Origin of the sequence: Cupriavidus sp. YAF13 (genome assembly GCF_052113425.1) — a bacterium.
In the GTDB taxonomy this organism is placed as follows: Bacteria; Pseudomonadota; Gammaproteobacteria; order Burkholderiales; family Burkholderiaceae; genus Cupriavidus.
Genome location: NZ_JBFRDD010000010.1, coordinates 73,293 through 89,458, shown reverse-complemented (window position 1 = coordinate 89,458; position 16,166 = coordinate 73,293). Strand labels below are relative to the sequence as shown.

The window sequence follows — 16,166 nt, the reverse complement described above, 5'->3', positions numbered from 1 at the left end:
GAAGGTGCCGCCCACCGCATAATCGCGCGGTGAACCTCCGCCTCAGCCCACTCCTCCTGGCACCCCTTCTGCTTTGCGCAAGCCTGGCCAACGCCGCCGAGCCATCCGCGGACGCCGCCTCCGGCGCAGGCTGCGAAAGCCTGCTCACCGTGGTCCGGCATAGCCTGGAGAAAGAAATCGGTGCCGCCTGCCCTGCCTCGGCCCCTGCCCCTGTCCCTGCCTCGGCACCGGCGCCAGCCACCACATGCGCCGCGCAACGCGAACCGCTGCGCGCCATCGTGGACTTCATCAGCACGCGCGAGGCCGCCAGCGCGGACAAGTGCGACACCCTGCTGGAAGTCAACAAGCGTTTGCGCTCGCTGCCCCCGAAGGTCTGATAAGACTAGCAGGCAAGCAGGCAAATCGGCTCAGGGCAGCTTGGCCGCCAGCACATCCAGCTTTTCGATAGAAGGCGGCTTGGCGAACAGGTCGGGCGCCTTGGCCATCAGGGCCTCGGCCACCTTGCCCGACAGATGGGCGTTGCGCCCGGCCTCATCGGCAAACGCATCGAAGATGCCGAACGTGGATGGCCCGAGCCGCAGCGCAAACCATGCCGTGGTGCCGGCTTCGGCCTGCACCAGCGGCAAGCCGGCGAGCAGGAATTCCTCGACTTCCTTTTCCTTGCCGGGCTTCGCATGCAGCGGAACCCACAGAGCGAGCTTGACCATGGAACATCTCCTCACCACTGTCCGGGATTCCAACTATAGGCGGTAGCCAAGCCGCGCGCCTGCATCCCGCAGGCGTGTGGCCGAGGCAGGGCCCACGCCCTCAGGACGCGGCCGCGGCAGGCGGCGGCAGGTGCTCCCCATCGCCGCTGGCGCCAAAGACCTGGCGCTTGAGCTTGGCCAGCTGGTCGCGCACCTGCCCGGCCTTCTCGAACTCGAGATTCTTGGCGTGCTCGAACATCTGCTTCTCCAGCCGCTTGATCTCCTTCGCAACCTGCTTCTCGCTCATGTCCTCGTACTTGGCGCGCTCCTCCGCGGCCAGCAGCTCGGCCTTGACCTCGCCAGGGTCGTAGACCCCGTCGATGATGTCCTTGATGCGCTTGACCACGCCGCGCGGCACGATGCCATTGGCTTCGTTGAACGCGATCTGCTTGGCGCGGCGGCGTTCCGTCTCACCGATCGCCCGCTTCATCGAATCGGTCATCCGGTCCGCGTACAGGATGGCGGTGCCGTTGACGTTACGGGCTGCGCGGCCGATGGTCTGGATCAACGAACGCTCGGCGCGCAGGAAGCCTTCCTTGTCGGCGTCGAGAATCGCCACCAGCGAGACTTCCGGAATATCCAGGCCCTCGCGCAGCAGGTTGATGCCGACCAGCACGTCGAAGGTACCCAGGCGGAGGTCGCGAATGATCTCCACGCGCTCCACCGTATCGATGTCCGAGTGCAGGTAACGCACCTTGACGCCGTTCTCGGTCAGGAACTCCGTGAGCTGCTCGGACATGCGCTTGGTCAGCGTGGTCACCAGCACGCGCTCGCCGACGGAGACCTTCTGGTGGATCTCGGACAGCAGGTCGTCGACCTGCGTGGTCGCGGGACGCACGTGGATGATCGGATCAACCAGGCCGGTGGGCCGGACCACCTGCTCCACCACCTGGCCCGCATGCTCGTTCTCGTAATTGGACGGCGTGGCGGAGACAAACATCACCTGCCGCATCTTGCCCTCGAACTCCGAGAACTTGAGGGGGCGGTTGTCCAGGGCGGACGGCAGCCGGAAGCCATAGTCGACCAAGGTCGTCTTGCGCGCCTTGTCGCCGTTGTACATGCCGTTGAACTGCCCCATCAGCACGTGCGACTCGTCCAGGAACATCAACGCGTCCTGCGGCAGGTAGTCGACCAGCGTTGGCGGCGGATCGCCCGGCTTGGCGCCCGACAGGTGCCGCGAGTAGTTTTCGATGCCCTTGCAGAACCCGAGTTCGGAGAGCATTTCCAGGTCGAAGCGGGAGCGCTGCTCCAGCCGCTGCGCCTCCACCAGCTTGTTCTCCTTATAGAAGAAGTCCAGGCGCTCGCGCAGCTCTACCTTGATGTCCTCGATCGCCCGCAGCACGGTCTCGCGCGGGGTCACGTAGTGGCTCGACGGATAGACCGTGAACCTCGGGATCTTCTGCCGCACCCGCCCGGTGAGCGGGTCGAAGAACTGCAGGGAATCGATCTCGTCGTCGAACATGTCGACGCGCACCGCCAGCTCGGCATGCTCGGCCGGGAAGATATCCAGCGTATCGCCGCGCACGCGGAAGGTGCCGCGCTGGAAATCGGTCTCGTTGCGCGTGTACTGCATGGCGATCAGGCGTGCGATCACATCGCGCTGGCTGATCTTGTCACCGGTGCGCAGCGTCAGGATCATCTTGTGGTACTCGGACGGGTTGCCGATACCGTAGATGGCCGACACGCTGGCCACGATGATGGTGTCGCGCCGCTCCAGCAGGCTCTTGGTGGCCGACAGCCGCATCTGCTCGATATGCTCGTTGATCGAGGAATCCTTCTCGATGAACAGGTCGCGCTGCGGCACGTAGGCTTCTGGCTGGTAGTAGTCGTAGTAGCTGACGAAATACTCCACCGCATTGCGCGGGAAGAACTCGCGGAACTCGGAATACAGCTGTGCGGCCAGCGTCTTGTTGGGCGCGAACACGATGGCCGGACGGCCCATGCGGGCAATCACGTTGGCCATGGTGAAGGTCTTGCCCGAACCGGTCACCCCCAGCAGGGTCTGGTAAGACAGGCCGTCCTCCACCCCCTCGACCAGCTGGCGGATCGCCTCGGGCTGATCGCCCGCCGGCAGATAGGGCTGGTAAAGCTGGAACGGCGAGCCGGGAAAGGTCGCGAACTTCTCTTCATCCAGCGCGGGCGCGACTTCAACGAGATTCGACATAAGCTGGTAGGGGAAAACCTCAGGAAAACGGGCAGATACGCTAGAATCTTGGGGTTGGCGGCCCGGTATCAAGATGGGGGCCGCCCGCACTCCCGAGCGCAGTCCGGAGCATTCTACGCCTTCCCGTTTTGTTACATAGCTGACCACGAGATCCCAAATGAGTTTGTTTTCTGCCGTCGAGATGGCCCCGCGCGACCCGATCCTGGGCCTGAATGAAGCCTTCAATGCCGATACCCGTGCCACCAAGGTCAATCTGGGTGTTGGCGTGTACTTCACCGACGAAGGGAAAATCCCTCTGCTGCGCGCCGTGCAGGAAGCCGAAAAGGCCCGCCTGACCACCGCCACCCCGCGTGGCTACCTGCCGATCGAAGGCATCGCCGCCTATGACCAGGCCGTGCAGACCCTGCTGTTCGGCAAGGAATCGCCGCTGATCACCGAAGGCCGCGTTGTGACTGCTCAGGCACTCGGCGGCACCGGCGCGCTGAAGATCGGCGCCGACTTCCTCAAGCGCCTGTACCCGGACGCCAAGGTCGCCATCAGCGACCCGAGCTGGGAAAACCACCGCGCCCTGTTCGAGGCAGCCGGTTTCCCCGTGATCAACTACGCCTACTACGATGCTGCCAGCCACGGCCTGAATTTCGCCGGCATGGTGGAGTCGCTCAAGTCGTACGCCGCCAACACCATCGTGGTGCTGCACGCCTGCTGCCACAACCCGACCGGCGTCGACCTGTCGGCCGAGCAGTGGAAGCAAGTCGTGGAACTGATCAAGGAACGCAACCTGATCCCGTTCCTCGACATGGCCTACCAGGGCTTCGCGGAAGGCATCGAGCCGGACGGCGCCGCCGTGCGCCTGTTCGCCGAATCCGGCCTGCCTTTCTTCGTGTCGAGCTCGTTCTCGAAGAGCTTCTCGCTGTACGGCGAGCGCGTGGGCGCACTGTCGATCGTCACCACGGGCAAGGAAGAAGCCCAGCGCGTGATGTCGCAGGTCAAGCGCGTCATCCGCACCAACTACTCCAACCCGCCGACCCACGGCGGCACCGTGGTCGCCACCGTGCTGAACAGCCCGGAACTGCGCGCCATGTGGGAGCAGGAACTGGGCGAGATGCGCGACCGGATCAAGCTGATGCGCCATGCGCTGGTGGACAAGCTGGCCGCCAAGGGCGTGCCGGGCGACTTCTCCTTCGTCAAGTCCCAGCGCGGCATGTTCTCGTACTCGGGCCTGAACTCGGCCCAGGTCGACGTGCTGCGCAACGAGCACGGCATCTACGCCGTGGGCACCGGCCGCATCTGCGTGGCCGCGCTGAACAGCCGCAACATCGATGCGGTGGTCAACGCCATCGCCGCCGTGCTGTAACGCAAAACGCGTAAAAGTGCACAAAAAGGCGACTTCGGTCGCCTTTTTCGTATCTCATGGCAATTTTTCACGTTCTTTTGCATTTGTCATCGAGAAGTACGGTGTTTGTCCTATTGTCTTTTTCCGACGCGAGCGTACCTTAGGGTATATGCTGCATCGCACGATCGTTCGATTACGCGCATAATCGGTAACACATTAGCAACTGTATTTGTTGTATTTGTATTGTCCAGGCGTTGAATTCCAGCTTCGCCCCCAGCCTGATAGGGACCACGTCATGCTTTACCAGCTGCATGAATTCCAGCGCTCGATGCTGCACCCGCTTACCGCATGGGCGCAGGCTACGGCCAAGACCTTTACCAACCCCCTGAGCCCGATGTCCCTGGTGCCCGGCGCCACGCGACTCGCCGCCGGCTACGAGTTGCTGTACCGACTCGGCAAGGAATACGAAAAACCCGAATTCGATATCAAGTCGGTACGCTCCAACGGCCGGGACATCCCGATCGTCGAACAGACCATCATCGAAAAGCCCTTCTGCAAGCTGGTGCGCTTCAAGCGCTATGCGGACGATCCGGAGACCATCAAGCTGCTCAAGGATGAGCCGGTGGTGCTGGTGTGCGCCCCCCTGTCGGGCCACCATGCCACGCTGCTGCGCGATACCGTGAAGACCTTGCTGCAGGACCACAAGGTCTATGTGACCGACTGGATCGATGCCCGCATGGTCCCGATCGAGGACGGCCGTTTCCGCCTGGCGGACTATATCCACTACATCCAGGACTTCATCCGCCATATCGGCGCTGAGAACCTGCATGTGATCTCCGTGTGCCAGCCTACCGTGCCGGTGCTCGCGGCCATCTCCCTGCTGGCATCCGCTGGCGAGAAGACGCCAAAGACCATGACCATGATGGGCGGCCCGATCGACGCACGGCGCAGCCCGACGGCCGTGAACTCGCTCGCGACCAACAAGTCGTTCGAGTGGTTCGAGAACAATGTGATCTATACGGTGCCGGCGAATTACCCGGGCCATGGCCGCAAGGTGTATCCGGGCTTCCTCCAGCACGCTGGCTTCGTGGCGATGAACCCCGACCGCCACCTGTCCTCGCACTACGATTACTACCTGAACCTGGTCGAGGGCGATGCCGACGACGCGGAAGCCCACGTGCGCTTCTACGACGAGTACAACGCCGTGCTCGACATGGACGCCGAGTACTACCTCGACACCATCCGCGAAGTGTTCCAGGAATTCCGGCTTGCCAACGGCACCTGGGAGATCGATGGCCAGCCGGTGCGCCCGCAGGACATCAAGGGCACCGCGCTACTGACGATCGAGGGCGAGCTGGACGACATTTCGGGCGCCGGCCAGACCGCCGCCGCGCATGAGCTCTGCGCGGGCATTCCGAAAACGCGCAAGCAACACATCACGGCTGCCAAGTGCGGCCACTACGGGATCTTCTCCGGCCGCCGCTGGCGCCAGGAGATTTACCCGGAGCTGCGCGATTTCGTGCTCAAGCATCGTTGAGCCACGGCGGTTAAACCGCATGCCGCACCCATGAAAAACGCCCGCAAGCCGCGGGCGTTTTCTTTTGGGGCCGCAAGTTGCCTCAGCGGCGTTCCAGGTAAGCCAGCAGCATATCGGTGTGCAATTCGGCAAAGCGCTCATGCTCATCCTGCGCCGCCACGTCGCGCCCGATCACCGCGCTGATGGTGTAACGGTTGGACAGCACATAGTAGCCAAGCGCGGAGATCGTCAGGTAGAGCTGCGAGACATCGACGTTGTCGCGGAACACGCCCTGCCGCTGGCCCCGCTTGACGATTTCCGCAAGCACGTTAACCACGGGGTTGATCAACTGGTGCAGCTGGGTGGACTTCTTCAGATGGCGCGCCTCGTGCAGGTTCTCGCTGTTGACCAGGCGGATGAACTCGGGATTGCGGTAGTACCAGTCCCAGACAAAGCGAGCCAGCGTGCGGACCGCCGCGACGGGATCCTCCTCGACGATGTGCAACTGCTCCTCAGCGGCGCGAAACTCCGCATATTGTTTTTCAAGGACGGCCAGGAACAAGCCTTCCTTGCTGCCATAGTAGTAATACAGCATGCGCTCGTTGGTCTCGGCGCGGCGCGCGATCTGGTCGACGCGCGCCCCTGCCAGGCCACCCTTGGCAAATTCCTCGGTGGCTGCATCAAGGATGCGGCGGCGTGTTCCCTCGGGGTCCCGCTTGGTTCTGGTTTCGTTTCGCATGCGACGGCTGGTGAATCGTTGCGCGGATTATGGCACAGGGCAACTTGCGCGCAGCGGCCCCGGCAAAGGGCGCATCATCGCGCGTTTCTGCACTGCGGCGAAATCGGGGATAATCCCTGCCGCGTGCCCGTTCCGGCCAGGAAAAAAGAGAACGGCATCCGCGCCGTACCCGCAAACCCCAAAAGCTGTCGTGACCGCCATTTCCCAGACCCTCGCCGATCGCCTCGAAGCCCTGCTGCCGCAGACCCAATGCACCAAGTGCGGCTTCGACGGCTGCCGTCCCTATGCCGAAGCCATGGCAGCGGGCGAAGCAGCCTGCAATCGCTGCCCGCCGGGCGGGGAAGAGGGCATCCGCCGCCTGTCGGCGCTGCTCGGCACGCCGCTGCAGCCGCTGGACCCGGAGCGGGGCGTGGAGCAGGCGCGCGCGGTGGCAGTGATCGACGAAGCGCTGTGCATCGGCTGCACGCTATGCATCCAGGCTTGCCCGGTCGACGCCATCGTTGGCGCGCCCAAACAGATGCATACCGTGCTGGCGGACTGGTGCACCGGTTGCGACCTCTGCGTGGCCCCCTGCCCCGTCGACTGCATTGCCATGGTTCCCGTCAGCGCGCAGCGCACCGGCTGGGCCGCCTGGTCGCAGGCGCAAGCGGACGAGGCCCACGCGCGCTACCTCGCCCGCCGCTCGCGGCTCGTGAGCGAGCGCGAGGAGAACGATGCGCGCTTAGCGGCCAAGGCCGCCGCCAAACTGCAGGCGCTGCAAGCCGAAGCCCCGCAAAGTGAAGAGGAACGCTCGGCGCAGGCACGCAAGCAGGCCATCATCCAGGCCGCCATCGAGCGGGCGCGCCTGAAGCAACAAGCGGTGCAGCCACGCAATACCGAGAACGTCTCCCCTGCCGTGCAGGCACAGATCGACGCCGCCGAGGCCCGCCGCGCCAAGGCCGGCCTCACCGCCACACCGTGCCAGCCCGATCCGGATGCCGTGCCCGGCTCCAACCCAGCCCCCAAGGACTCATGAACGCTGCCAAGTGCCGCGCCCTGTTCGAGACACTGCGCGAAGTCAACCCGACCCCGGTCACCGAGCTGGAATACAGCTCGCCGTTCGAGCTGCTGATTGCCGTGCTGCTGTCCGCGCAGGCCACTGACGTGGGCGTGAACAAGGCCACGCGCAAGCTCTACCCCGTGGCGCACAGCCCTGAGCAGATGCTGGCGCTGGGCGAGAACGGGCTGATCGAGTACATCAAGACCATCGGCCTGTACAAGACCAAGGCCAAGCATGTCATCGCGACCTGCCGCATCCTGGTCGAGCAGCACGGCGGCCAGGTGCCGCGCGACCGGGCCGCGCTGGAGGCTCTGCCGGGCGTGGGCCGCAAGACGGCCAACGTGGTACTCAATACCGCGTTCGGCGAGGCCACCATTGCCGTCGACACGCATATTTTCCGGGTAGCCAACCGCACCGGCCTGGCGCCCGGCAAGAACGTGCAAGTGGTGGAGCAGAAGCTGCTCAAGACCGTGCCACAGGAGTTCATGCACGATGCGCACCACTGGCTGATCCTCCATGGGCGCTATGTCTGCAAGGCGCGCAAGCCCGAGTGCTGGCACTGCGCGATCGAGCCGCTGTGCGAATACCGCGAGAAGACCGAGGCGCCGCGCATCTGAGCAAAGGCACAACGGACAGGCAAAAAAAGACCCGCGCGAGGCGGGTCTCTGTCTATCTGGAAGTGCTTGCGCTCAAACGATGCGGCAGGCTTCGTCGAACGACAGGCGCGGGCTGCGCGGGAACAGCTTGTCGGCCTCGCCATAGCCCAGGTTCACGAGGAAATTGACCGACCACTTGCCATCGGCGAAGAAGGCGGCATTCACCTTGCCAGCATCGAAACCAGCCATCGGGCCGCAATCCAGGCCGAGGGCACGCGCGGCCAGGATGAAATAGCCACCTTGCAGCGAGCTGTTCATCAGCGCATCGCGGGCGATCTTTTCCGGCTGGCCGGCGTACCACGAACGCGCATCAGCGTGCGGGAACAGCTTGGGCAGCTGATCGTGGAAAGCGTTATCGAATGCGACGATGGCGGTGACCGGTGCCGAGCGGGTCTTCTCGACGTTGCCTGCGGACACGCACTCGACCAGGCGAGCCTTTTCCGCCGCGCTCTTGACGAACACGATGCGGGCCGGCGAACCGTTGGCAGCCGTCGGGCCAAACTTCATCGCGTCATAGATCTGGTGAAGCACGGCATCGTCCACCTGGCGGTCTTGCCACACGTTGTGGGTACGCGCTTCGGTAAACAGCTGGGCGATTGCAACCTGGTCGATCGGTTTCATGCGGTCGGTTCCTGAACAAGAAGTGAGAAGCGGATTGTATCGAAGACGCCGCCCTCGCCACGCAAGCGATTTGAGCAAGGGGTTCAATTCTGTTGCACATCCTGCGCGCCGGAACCCTTGCTGGTCAGCCAAAGCACGCCCGCCAAGATCAAGCCGCCGCCCAACGCCTGCGTCATCCCGACATGCTCCCCGAGCAAAAGCGCCGCCAACACCACTGTCACCACCGGCTCCAGGGTGGACAACATCGAAGCCCGCGCCGCGCCGAGCCGTTGCAAGCCGGCGAAGAAGGTCAGGATCGCCAGGACCGTGGACAGCAACGCGATCGCCAGCAGCGCCAGCCAGCCTGCGGCGCTCAGCGGGAACTGCGGCGGCACGCCAGCGCCCGCGCGCAACACCCCAGCCACGACATAGACCACCGCGGCCGCACTGCACACCACGGTGGTAGTGGCCAGCGGATTGACGCCCGCCGTCACGCGCGCACCCACGATGATGTACACCGAGTAGATCGCGGCCGAGGCCAGGCCAAGCCCGATGCCCAGCGCCGAGCCCTGGCCGCCCCCCACCGTTAGCCCCGCACCCACCGAGCACAGCACGAGCGCGATCACGGATGCGGTGCCGAGCCGTTCCTTGAGGAAAACGGCGGCGAGGATGGTGACAAAGAGCGGATACAGGTAAAGCAGCAGGGCCACCAGGCTGGCCTGGGCATGATTGAGCGCGGTGAAAAAGCAGAACGACTGGCCAACATAGCCGATGCCGCCCATGGCAGCCAGAGCCAACACCTTGCGCCAGCCCGGCAGGCTGACGCCGCGCAGGCGCATCGCCAGCGCCAGGGCGCCCGCGGCCAGCACGAAACGCACCGCCAGCAGGCCGTAGACATCGGTGCCCGCGTCGTAAGCAAAGCGCGCGAAGATGGCCATGGCGCCAAAGGCGCTGGCCGACAGGGCGATCAGCAACACGCCCGCGAGTTGCTCGCGGGCGTGTTGCTGAGGCTGCCGGACACGGGCGGCGGAGGAACGGGGAGCGGACATGGTGGCGCGCTGGCAGGAAATGGACCCGGCGACGCCGGGCAACGCCGCATTCTAGTGGCTGGCAGGCCGATTCGGTCAGCTTGCGAGGGGGCCGCTTCGCGCTGCGCTGCAGCAGTGGAAGCGCTCGTTTACAATAGCGCCATCATGTTCAATCCCTCCCGCGAAGAAGTCCGCCGTTTTTTCTGTGAAGCCTGGCAGAAGCAACGCGCAGGCAGCGTCCTCACCCCGCTCGAAGTCATTGCGGTCGACTGGATCGGCGAGCATCCTGAGTATCACAGCCTGCTCACCGACACGGAAGGCGCGCTGGCTCAGGACTACACGCCTGAAGGCGGCCAGACCAATCCCTTCCTGCACCTGGCCATGCACCTGTCGATCTCCGAGCAGGTATCCATCGACCAGCCCCCCGGCATCCGCCGCGCGTACGAATCCCTGGCGCAGCGCCTGGATTCACCGCACGAAGCGCAGCATCAGGTCATGGAATGCCTCGGCGAAATGCTCTGGCAGGCGCAACGCACAGGCATGCCGCCGGATGGCGAGCAATACATTGCCTCGATCCAGCGCCGCGCTACCCGCTAGGTGACGTCCCAGCCCTGCCCGGGCTGCGTACAAATCATCACAAGATTCTGCCGCATGGCGTGATAGGCACGTGATAGGCTGTACCGCGTCGCAATACCCTGCCGCGTGCGCATCACCTCTTCACGAGGGTGCGCTGCCGCCTCCCATGCTGCTCAGCACGCTCAAGCCCGAGATCTGCCGCGCCACGGCCAGGCCCCCCGCGCTCCTGCTCGCCCTCGCCCTCTTGGCCGCCGGGCCGCTATCGAGCCATGCTGCCGTGGCGCTGCTGCAACCGCCGAAGGTGGTCGACGGCACCAAGCCCCTGACCCTGACCTTGTTGCTCAGCGCCGACGGTGCGAACCGCAGCTTCCTGGTCCCCCAGGCGATCGACGTCACGGTTTCGGCCGATCTGCAGGCCCCTGTCAGGCTCAGCATGCAGCGTGTCAGCGCCGGCCCCTCGACGATCAAGTTGCGCAAGGGCGAGCACCGCACGGTCGAGTACAGTGCGCCATTGCCGCCCAACCTGCGCGGCGTGGTCCGGCTGGATCCCGTGGACATCGACGCCGCGCCCGTGCTGGTCACGCTCAATCGCGCCCCGCGCGCCGAGGATCCGCCGTCGGCCCAGGTCGCGGCGACCCCGGCACCCACCACAAGCGCCGAAAGAAGCACCTCGCCTGTGCCGGTTGTCCCTGTCATTCCGGTCGCCGCCGCCAGCCAGGCGTCGCCCGTCCCGGCAGACCTGCGAGACGAGGGCCGGCTGACCTTCAACGATCCGATGTACTTCATGGTCGGGGCGCACGGCGGGGCCAACGCCAAGTTCCAGTTCAGCTTCAAGTTCCGCATCTACCAAGGCGAGAATCCGGCTTCGCACGGTTTGCTCGAGAACCTGTACTTCGGCTACACGCAGTTTTCCCTGTGGGATCTGTCGAGCGACTCACGGCCGTTCCGCGACACCAACTACCGCCCGAGCCTGTTCTATTACCTGCCGGATACCGGCGTGCAGAACCGCGTGATCAGCCGGCTCTCGCTTGCGGCTGGCCTGGAACATGAGTCGAATGGCCGCGATGGCGCCCAGTCGCGCAGCATCAATATGGTGTTCGTCAAACCCACGTTTTACCTGGGGGACATGAGCAACTGGCACTGGAGTGTGTCGCCCAAGCTGTACTACTACGTCGAGAAGAACGACAACACTGACATTGCCAGCTATCGCGGCTACATGGACCTGAAGCTGGCCTATGGCAAGCCGGACTCATGGGAGTTCGCTACCACCCTGCGCAAAGGCACGCAGAAGTATTACGGCAGCGTCGACGCATCGGTGACGTATCCGTTGGCCAGGCTGATCCCCGGCACGGCGGGTTACCTGATGGCAGGCTATTTCGTCGGCTATGGCGAGAGCTTGCTGGACTACAACCGCAAGCTGCCTTGGCAATTCCGGCTGGGATACGCGCTGTCACGCTGACGCGCGGACGCGCCTAGCCGGCCAGCGGCTTGCCGCCAGCCTTCAGCCGTGCATTGGCTACCGCCGCGGCAAACTGGCCCTGCCCATGCCAGCCGGTGGCCCGCCCCAGCCTCTTGCCCTTGTGGAAGAACATGAAGACCGGAATGCCGTGCAGGCCGAATCGCTTGCCCATATCCGGGTGCGCATAGACATTGGCGTGCAGCCAGTGCAGCTCCAGCGCCCGCACCGGGTCTGGATTGGACAGCATGGCTTTTTTCGCCATTTCGCAATTGAAGCAGTCCACGCCCCAGAAAAAAACGCAGACCAGCGCGTCGCCAGCAGCAGCGATGGCGCCATCGATGCCGGCGCTGTCCACCTCGCGCATGCCGAACGCGTCGAAGGCGCGATGGTCGAGGTGCGCCGCCGGATCCACGGCGGTGTCGGGCGTGGCGGGGTTGCCTGGCTCTGTGGACATGGACATCTCCAGCAATGAAAAACGCCCGGGCCAGCGGCACCGGGCGTTGCTTGTGCCAGCCCGCCGGGCGGACCGCAAAGAGGTGGCGCTTACTTGGGCGCGGACACCGTGACCAGCGCCGGGCGCAGCACGCGATCGGCGATCGTGTAGCCGCGCTGCAGCACCGTGACCACGGTGTTCGGCTCCTGCGGCGCCGGCACCATCGAAATGGCCTGGTGGCGGTGCGGGTCGAACTTCTCGCCAACCGGGTTCAGCTCGACGATCTTGCCCTTCTCGAAGGCGCTGACGAGCTGGCGGGCTGTCAGTTCGACCCCTTCGCGCAGCTTGGCGATATCGCCCGACCCGTCGGCCAGCGCCGCCTGCAGGCTGTCCATCACAGGCAGCAGGTAGTCGGCAAAGGTCTCGATAGCAAATTTATGGGCCTTGGCGACGTCTTCCTGGGCACGGCGGCGGATGTTCTCGCCTTCCGCGGTAGCCCGCAGAAACATGTCGTAGTTTTCCTTGGCCTTGGCTTCAAGCGCGGCCAACTGGGCCGCCACGTCCACGGTGGCGGCGTTATCGGCCTGGCCGGCCGGGGCGGTGTTCAGCTCCTCGCTGGCTGGCGTGAGCGGCGGCGTGGTGGATGGCGTCTGCTTCTGTTCTTCCATGTCGATCCGTATCAAACAAAGGCGCGGCCTGTCTAGCGCAGGCCGCCGGGTGGTCAATCGGCAAATGTAGCCTGCAATTGGTGGCAGGCCCCCGGATTTTCAAGTGCGCACCGCGACGGTGCAGTGAAATACAAGGTTACAAAGAGGGGGTCTACGGAAATAGGGGTCATATTGCTTTGCTGCAGCGCACCCCCTAAGATGAAACCGTATAAAAATGACAAAAATAACGGGGTCGAAGATGCAATTCAAGTGGGGCCACTCTCGAAAGGTTAGCCATGCATAAGCTGCCTGTTCTGACGGTCTTCCTTCTCGCCGCATTATCGGTGATGACAGTCTTCATCTGCCTCTCCGGCGCCTTCACGCCGCGAGACACCGAATACGGCAGTGGCAAGGCGGTATTCAAACACTACATCATTCCCTACGTTCGCTGACCCGGCCGGGGAGTCCGTACAGCCTGAATCGCTGTCCGCCTCATCCCCTGACGCCGTCGATCTGGCGGCGATCGCGCTTGGTCGGGCGCCCCTGCAGCTTCGATGCAGGCTCCACGTTAAGCCGCCGATTCTCGGCATCCTGCCGCCGGCGCGCCTCGCTGGCCTCGGTTTCCGCATAAAGCGTCTGGGCTACCGCGGCCGGGCCGCGTACCGCTGCAATGCCTTTTACGACCACTTCCCAGCGCTGCTGATGCGCCTCGAGGACGACGGTGTCGCCCGGCTTGACCTCGCGCGAATTCTTGCATGCCTGGCCGTTGACCTGCACCTTGCCACGGTCCACCGCCTCGGCAGCCAGCGAGCGAGTCTTGAAGAAGCGCGCGCACCACAGCCATTTGTCGATGCGCAGGCGGGCATCGGCCTCGAAAGATACACTCATGTCGTCACCTCCATCCGTTGGGCAGCGCCACGCTCATGCCGCGGCGCCACGCGTCTGCGCGTGCGTGCGGCGGGCCTCCAGCTCATGCGGATGCGGCAGCCGCAGCGGCCAGCCCTGCAAGTGCTGCAAGCCAATCTCCGCCAGCCCGGCAATCCAGCTCTCCGAATCGTTGAGGCAGGGAATGTAGTGGAACACCTTGCCGCCTGCCACATGGAACTCGGAGCGCCCTTCCATGGCGATCTCTTCCAGCGTCTCCAGGCAATCGGCCGGAAAGCCCGGGCAAAACACGTCTACCCGGCCAGTGCCGACCTTGCCGAGTTCCTGCAGGGTGGGCGCGGTATAGGGCTGCAGCCACTCCGCCTTGCCAAAGCGTGACTGAAAGGTGACCTGGTACTGCCCGGGCTGCAGGCCCAGCGCCTCGCCCAGCAGGCGCCCGGTCTTGAGGCACTCGCAATGGTAGGGGTCGCCGAGCTCCAGCGTGCGGCGCGGCACGCCGTGAAACGACAGGATCAGCTTGTCGCCCCGCGCGAAATCCGGCGTGCCATGCTGCGCCCAGTATGCCCCCACCTGCTGGTGCAAGGCGGCAAGATAGGCCGGATGGTCGTGGAAATGCTTGACCAGCCGCAGCTCCGGCTGGTTTCGCCACTGCTTGAGTACCCGGAACACCTCGTCGAAGCCCGTCGCCGTGGTGGTGCCGGAGTACTGTGGATATAGCGGCAGCAGCAGGATGCGCTCGGTCCCCTGGCGGCGCAGCGCTTCCAGCACCGAGCCGATCGACGGATTGCCGTACCGCATGGCGCACGCCACTGTCACCTCATGGCCTTGCTGGTTCAGCAGCAGTTGCAAGGCGTGAGCCTGGCGCTCGGTGTGCACCAGCAGCGGGGAACCCGTCATATGCGCCTCCCGCAGCCAGATCGACTCGTACTTCATCGCCGAAGCGCGCGAGCGCAGCGGCACGATGATGCCGTACAGCAGCGGTAGCCACGCCGCGCGTGGGATCTCCACGACGCGCGGGTCGGACAGGAACTGCTTGAGGTAGCTGCCGACCGCCTTCGGCGTTGGCGCATCCGGGGTGCCGAGGTTGATCAGCAGGATGGCCGTGCGCGGCGCCTGGCCATGCTGGTAGGCCGGTTCAGGGGTAAACGTCATGTAATTTCCGGTGTGGCGGGGCGGCGCGGGCACAGGACGCGCGGCCGCCAGGTTTCGCCGAGCTTACAGGATGCGGGGAACAGGCAGTTTGTAAGACAGGGCCGAGCCAACACTAGTTCTGGCTGAGCGCGCTGGACAACAGGCGCGCGGTGATGTCGACGATCGGGATCACCCGTTCGTAGGCCATGCGGGTCGGCCCGATCACCCCGAGCGTGCCGACGATCTGGCCGTCGACTTCATAGGGCGCGGTGATGACCGCCATGTCTTCGAGCGGCACCAGTTTGCTCTCGCCGCCGATGAAGATCTGCACGCCCTGGGCGTGGCTGGAGACATCGAGCAGCTTGAGCAGGCCGGTCTTGTGCTCGAACACGTCGAACAGGCGGCGCAGCTTTTCCATGCTGGACGACAGGTCTTCCACCTCCAGCAGCTTGCGCTCGCCCGAGATGAAGACATGGTCGTCTTCCCCCTCGGCCATGGCATTGCTCCCCGCCTCCACCGCGGCCTGCATCAGCTGCGACATATCCATGCGCAGCGCCCGCAGCTCGCCGCGCAGGTGGTCGCGCACATTGTCGAAGCTCATGCCGGCAAAGTGCGAGTTGATGAAATTGGCGGCTTCGACCAGTTGCGACGGGGAATACGGCAGCTCGGTCTGGATGATGCGGTTCTGCACGTCGCCCTCGGGGGTGACGATGATCAGCAGGATGCGCTTGTCCGAAAGCCGCATGAATTCGACCTGGCGGAACGCCTGGGCGCGCCTGGGGGTCATCACCACGCCGGCGAACTGCGACAGGTTGGACAAGGTGTGCGCCGCCGACGTGATCATCCGCTGCGGCCCGAGCTGCTGGCCCTCCAGCTGGCCCCGGATCTTGCCGGTCAGCTCGGCCAGGTTGAGCGCGCCATCCAGCGGCTGGGCGGTCAGCATGGTGTCCACGAACAGCCGGTAGCCGCGCGGCGTGGGAATGCGCCCGGCCGAGGTATGCGGGCTGGCAATGAACCCCATTTCCTCCAGGTCGGACATCACATTGCGGATGGTGGCCGGAGACAGGTCGAGCCCCGAGTACTTCGACAAGGTCCGTGAGCCCACGGGCTGCCCCTCGGCGATGTAGCGCTCGATGAGGGTTTTGAGAAGCGTTTTCGCACGTTCATCCATGATGCTCCTGATTTTACGCAAGTTTTCACCATTCGGGCGGCTC

Annotated in this window: 18 protein-coding genes; 8 read left to right on the top strand and 10 right to left on the bottom strand. The window is 64.5% G+C overall.

Annotated features, from left to right (window positions below; translation table 11 throughout):
- Positions 1-29: 29 nt before the first annotated feature.
- On the top strand, positions 30-377 hold the full coding sequence (locus AB4061_RS11050) for a hypothetical protein (protein WP_441633626.1): 348 nt from the start codon (positions 30-32) through the stop codon (positions 375-377).
- Positions 378-407: 30 nt separating this feature from the next.
- On the opposite strand, the gene AB4061_RS11045 is transcribed toward AB4061_RS11050, so the two are convergent.
- On the bottom strand, positions 408-707 hold the full coding sequence (locus tag AB4061_RS11045; protein ID WP_441633624.1) for a putative quinol monooxygenase: 300 nt from the start codon (positions 705-707) through the stop codon (positions 408-410).
- A gap of 100 nt (positions 708-807) precedes the next feature.
- Positions 808-2,910 (bottom strand): excinuclease ABC subunit UvrB, encoded by a 2,103-nt coding sequence (gene uvrB / locus AB4061_RS11040; RefSeq protein ID WP_441633621.1) that lies wholly within the window; start codon positions 2,908-2,910, stop codon positions 808-810.
- A gap of 157 nt (positions 2,911-3,067) precedes the next feature.
- On the opposite strand from uvrB, the gene AB4061_RS11035 reads away from it, so the two are divergent.
- Both AB4061_RS11035 and AB4061_RS11030 read left to right on the top strand, forming a co-directional pair.
- Positions 3,068-4,264: an amino acid aminotransferase gene (locus AB4061_RS11035; protein WP_043344875.1), complete on the top strand. Its 1,197-nt coding sequence runs from the start codon at positions 3,068-3,070 to the stop codon at positions 4,262-4,264.
- 274 nt (positions 4,265-4,538) lie between these two features.
- Complete coding sequence (locus AB4061_RS11030) at positions 4,539-5,780, top strand: polyhydroxyalkanoate depolymerase (protein ID WP_441633618.1); 1,242 nt, start codon at positions 4,539-4,541, stop codon at positions 5,778-5,780.
- An 82-nt stretch (positions 5,781-5,862) separates the two neighbouring features.
- On the opposite strand, the gene AB4061_RS11025 is transcribed toward AB4061_RS11030, so the two are convergent.
- Positions 5,863-6,498 (bottom strand): TetR/AcrR family transcriptional regulator, encoded by a 636-nt coding sequence (locus AB4061_RS11025; protein WP_441633616.1) that lies wholly within the window; start codon positions 6,496-6,498, stop codon positions 5,863-5,865.
- Between the two features lie 190 nt (positions 6,499-6,688).
- On the opposite strand from AB4061_RS11025, the gene rsxB reads away from it, so the two are divergent.
- On the top strand, positions 6,689-7,513 hold the full coding sequence (gene rsxB / locus AB4061_RS11020; protein WP_441633614.1) for an electron transport complex subunit RsxB: 825 nt from the start codon (positions 6,689-6,691) through the stop codon (positions 7,511-7,513).
- The gene (gene nth / locus AB4061_RS11015; RefSeq protein ID WP_441633612.1) at positions 7,510-8,154 is read left to right on the top strand and encodes an endonuclease III; all 645 of its coding nucleotides are present in this window, start codon (positions 7,510-7,512) and stop codon (positions 8,152-8,154) included. The genes rsxB and nth overlap by 4 nt, the downstream gene beginning before the upstream one ends.
- Before the next feature lie 72 nt (positions 8,155-8,226).
- Here the strand turns inward: nth and AB4061_RS11010 are convergent, their stop codons facing one another.
- Together AB4061_RS11010 and AB4061_RS11005 are read right to left on the bottom strand one after the other, a co-directional pair.
- Positions 8,227-8,814 carry a malonic semialdehyde reductase gene (locus AB4061_RS11010; RefSeq protein WP_043344864.1) on the bottom strand — a complete coding sequence of 196 codons (588 nt, stop codon included), beginning with the start codon at positions 8,812-8,814 and terminating at the stop codon, positions 8,227-8,229.
- An 83-nt stretch (positions 8,815-8,897) separates the two neighbouring features.
- Positions 8,898-9,842 carry a DMT family transporter gene (locus tag AB4061_RS11005; RefSeq protein ID WP_441633610.1) on the bottom strand — a complete coding sequence of 315 codons (945 nt, stop codon included), beginning with the start codon at positions 9,840-9,842 and terminating at the stop codon, positions 8,898-8,900.
- A 144-nt stretch (positions 9,843-9,986) separates the two neighbouring features.
- Between AB4061_RS11005 and AB4061_RS11000 the strand changes: the two genes are divergently transcribed.
- Together AB4061_RS11000 and AB4061_RS10995 are read left to right on the top strand one after the other, a co-directional pair.
- Positions 9,987-10,418: a DUF1841 family protein gene (locus AB4061_RS11000; protein ID WP_441633608.1), complete on the top strand. Its 432-nt coding sequence runs from the start codon at positions 9,987-9,989 to the stop codon at positions 10,416-10,418.
- A 145-nt stretch (positions 10,419-10,563) separates the two neighbouring features.
- Positions 10,564-11,856, top strand: a complete 1,293-nt coding sequence (locus tag AB4061_RS10995; protein ID WP_441633606.1) for a phospholipase A — start codon at positions 10,564-10,566, stop codon at positions 11,854-11,856.
- 13 nt (positions 11,857-11,869) lie between these two features.
- On the opposite strand, the gene AB4061_RS10990 is transcribed toward AB4061_RS10995, so the two are convergent.
- Entirely contained in the window at positions 11,870-12,310 is a 441-nt protein-coding gene (locus AB4061_RS10990) for a thioredoxin family protein (RefSeq protein ID WP_441633604.1), read from the bottom strand.
- 89 nt (positions 12,311-12,399) lie between these two features.
- Positions 12,400-12,957, bottom strand: coding sequence for a nucleotide exchange factor GrpE (grpE, locus tag AB4061_RS10985; RefSeq protein WP_043344862.1), 558 nt, complete (start codon positions 12,955-12,957; stop codon positions 12,400-12,402).
- A 275-nt stretch (positions 12,958-13,232) separates the two neighbouring features.
- On the opposite strand from grpE, the gene AB4061_RS10980 reads away from it, so the two are divergent.
- On the top strand, positions 13,233-13,388 hold the full coding sequence (locus AB4061_RS10980; protein WP_006160162.1) for a hypothetical protein: 156 nt from the start codon (positions 13,233-13,235) through the stop codon (positions 13,386-13,388).
- Between the two features lie 40 nt (positions 13,389-13,428).
- Here AB4061_RS10980 and AB4061_RS10975 read toward each other — a convergent pair whose 3' ends face one another.
- The 3 genes from AB4061_RS10975 to hrcA form a co-directional block, all read right to left on the bottom strand.
- Positions 13,429-13,824 carry an RNA-binding S4 domain-containing protein gene (locus AB4061_RS10975; protein WP_441633602.1) on the bottom strand — a complete coding sequence of 132 codons (396 nt, stop codon included), beginning with the start codon at positions 13,822-13,824 and terminating at the stop codon, positions 13,429-13,431.
- A 33-nt stretch (positions 13,825-13,857) separates the two neighbouring features.
- Positions 13,858-14,973 (bottom strand): ferrochelatase, encoded by a 1,116-nt coding sequence (gene hemH / locus AB4061_RS10970; protein WP_441633600.1) that lies wholly within the window; start codon positions 14,971-14,973, stop codon positions 13,858-13,860.
- Positions 14,974-15,085: 112 nt separating this feature from the next.
- Positions 15,086-16,123 (bottom strand): heat-inducible transcriptional repressor HrcA, encoded by a 1,038-nt coding sequence (gene hrcA / locus AB4061_RS10965; protein WP_441633598.1) that lies wholly within the window; start codon positions 16,121-16,123, stop codon positions 15,086-15,088.
- Positions 16,124-16,166 lie beyond the last annotated feature (43 nt).

Excerpts from the sequence above, each read along its gene's own strand:
- AB4061_RS11000 (WP_441633608.1), top strand. The coding sequence starts at position 9,987 with ATGTTCAATCCCTCCCGCGAAGAAGTCCGCCGTTTTTTCTGTGAAGCC.
- AB4061_RS11030 (WP_441633618.1), top strand. The coding sequence starts at position 4,539 with ATGCTTTACCAGCTGCATGAATTCCAGCGCTCGATGCTGCACCCGCTT.
- AB4061_RS11010 (WP_043344864.1), bottom strand. The coding sequence starts at position 8,814 with ATGAAACCGATCGACCAGGTTGCAATCGCCCAGCTGTTTACCGAAGCG.
- AB4061_RS10990 (WP_441633604.1), bottom strand. The coding sequence starts at position 12,310 with ATGTCCACAGAGCCAGGCAACCCCGCCACGCCCGACACCGCCGTGGAT.
- AB4061_RS10995 (WP_441633606.1), top strand. The coding sequence starts at position 10,564 with ATGCTGCTCAGCACGCTCAAGCCCGAGATCTGCCGCGCCACGGCCAGG.
- hrcA (WP_441633598.1), bottom strand. The coding sequence starts at position 16,123 with ATGGATGAACGTGCGAAAACGCTTCTCAAAACCCTCATCGAGCGCTAC.
- AB4061_RS10975 (WP_441633602.1), bottom strand. The coding sequence starts at position 13,824 with ATGAGTGTATCTTTCGAGGCCGATGCCCGCCTGCGCATCGACAAATGG.
- uvrB (WP_441633621.1), bottom strand. The coding sequence starts at position 2,910 with ATGTCGAATCTCGTTGAAGTCGCGCCCGCGCTGGATGAAGAGAAGTTC.
- hemH (WP_441633600.1), bottom strand. The coding sequence starts at position 14,973 with ATGACGTTTACCCCTGAACCGGCCTACCAGCATGGCCAGGCGCCGCGC.
- nth (WP_441633612.1), top strand. The coding sequence starts at position 7,510 with ATGAACGCTGCCAAGTGCCGCGCCCTGTTCGAGACACTGCGCGAAGTC.
- AB4061_RS11005 (WP_441633610.1), bottom strand. The coding sequence starts at position 9,842 with ATGTCCGCTCCCCGTTCCTCCGCCGCCCGTGTCCGGCAGCCTCAGCAA.
- AB4061_RS11035 (WP_043344875.1), top strand. The coding sequence starts at position 3,068 with ATGAGTTTGTTTTCTGCCGTCGAGATGGCCCCGCGCGACCCGATCCTG.
- grpE (WP_043344862.1), bottom strand. The coding sequence starts at position 12,957 with ATGGAAGAACAGAAGCAGACGCCATCCACCACGCCGCCGCTCACGCCA.
- AB4061_RS10980 (WP_006160162.1), top strand. The coding sequence starts at position 13,233 with ATGCATAAGCTGCCTGTTCTGACGGTCTTCCTTCTCGCCGCATTATCG.
- AB4061_RS11045 (WP_441633624.1), bottom strand. The coding sequence starts at position 707 with ATGGTCAAGCTCGCTCTGTGGGTTCCGCTGCATGCGAAGCCCGGCAAG.
- AB4061_RS11025 (WP_441633616.1), bottom strand. The coding sequence starts at position 6,498 with ATGCGAAACGAAACCAGAACCAAGCGGGACCCCGAGGGAACACGCCGC.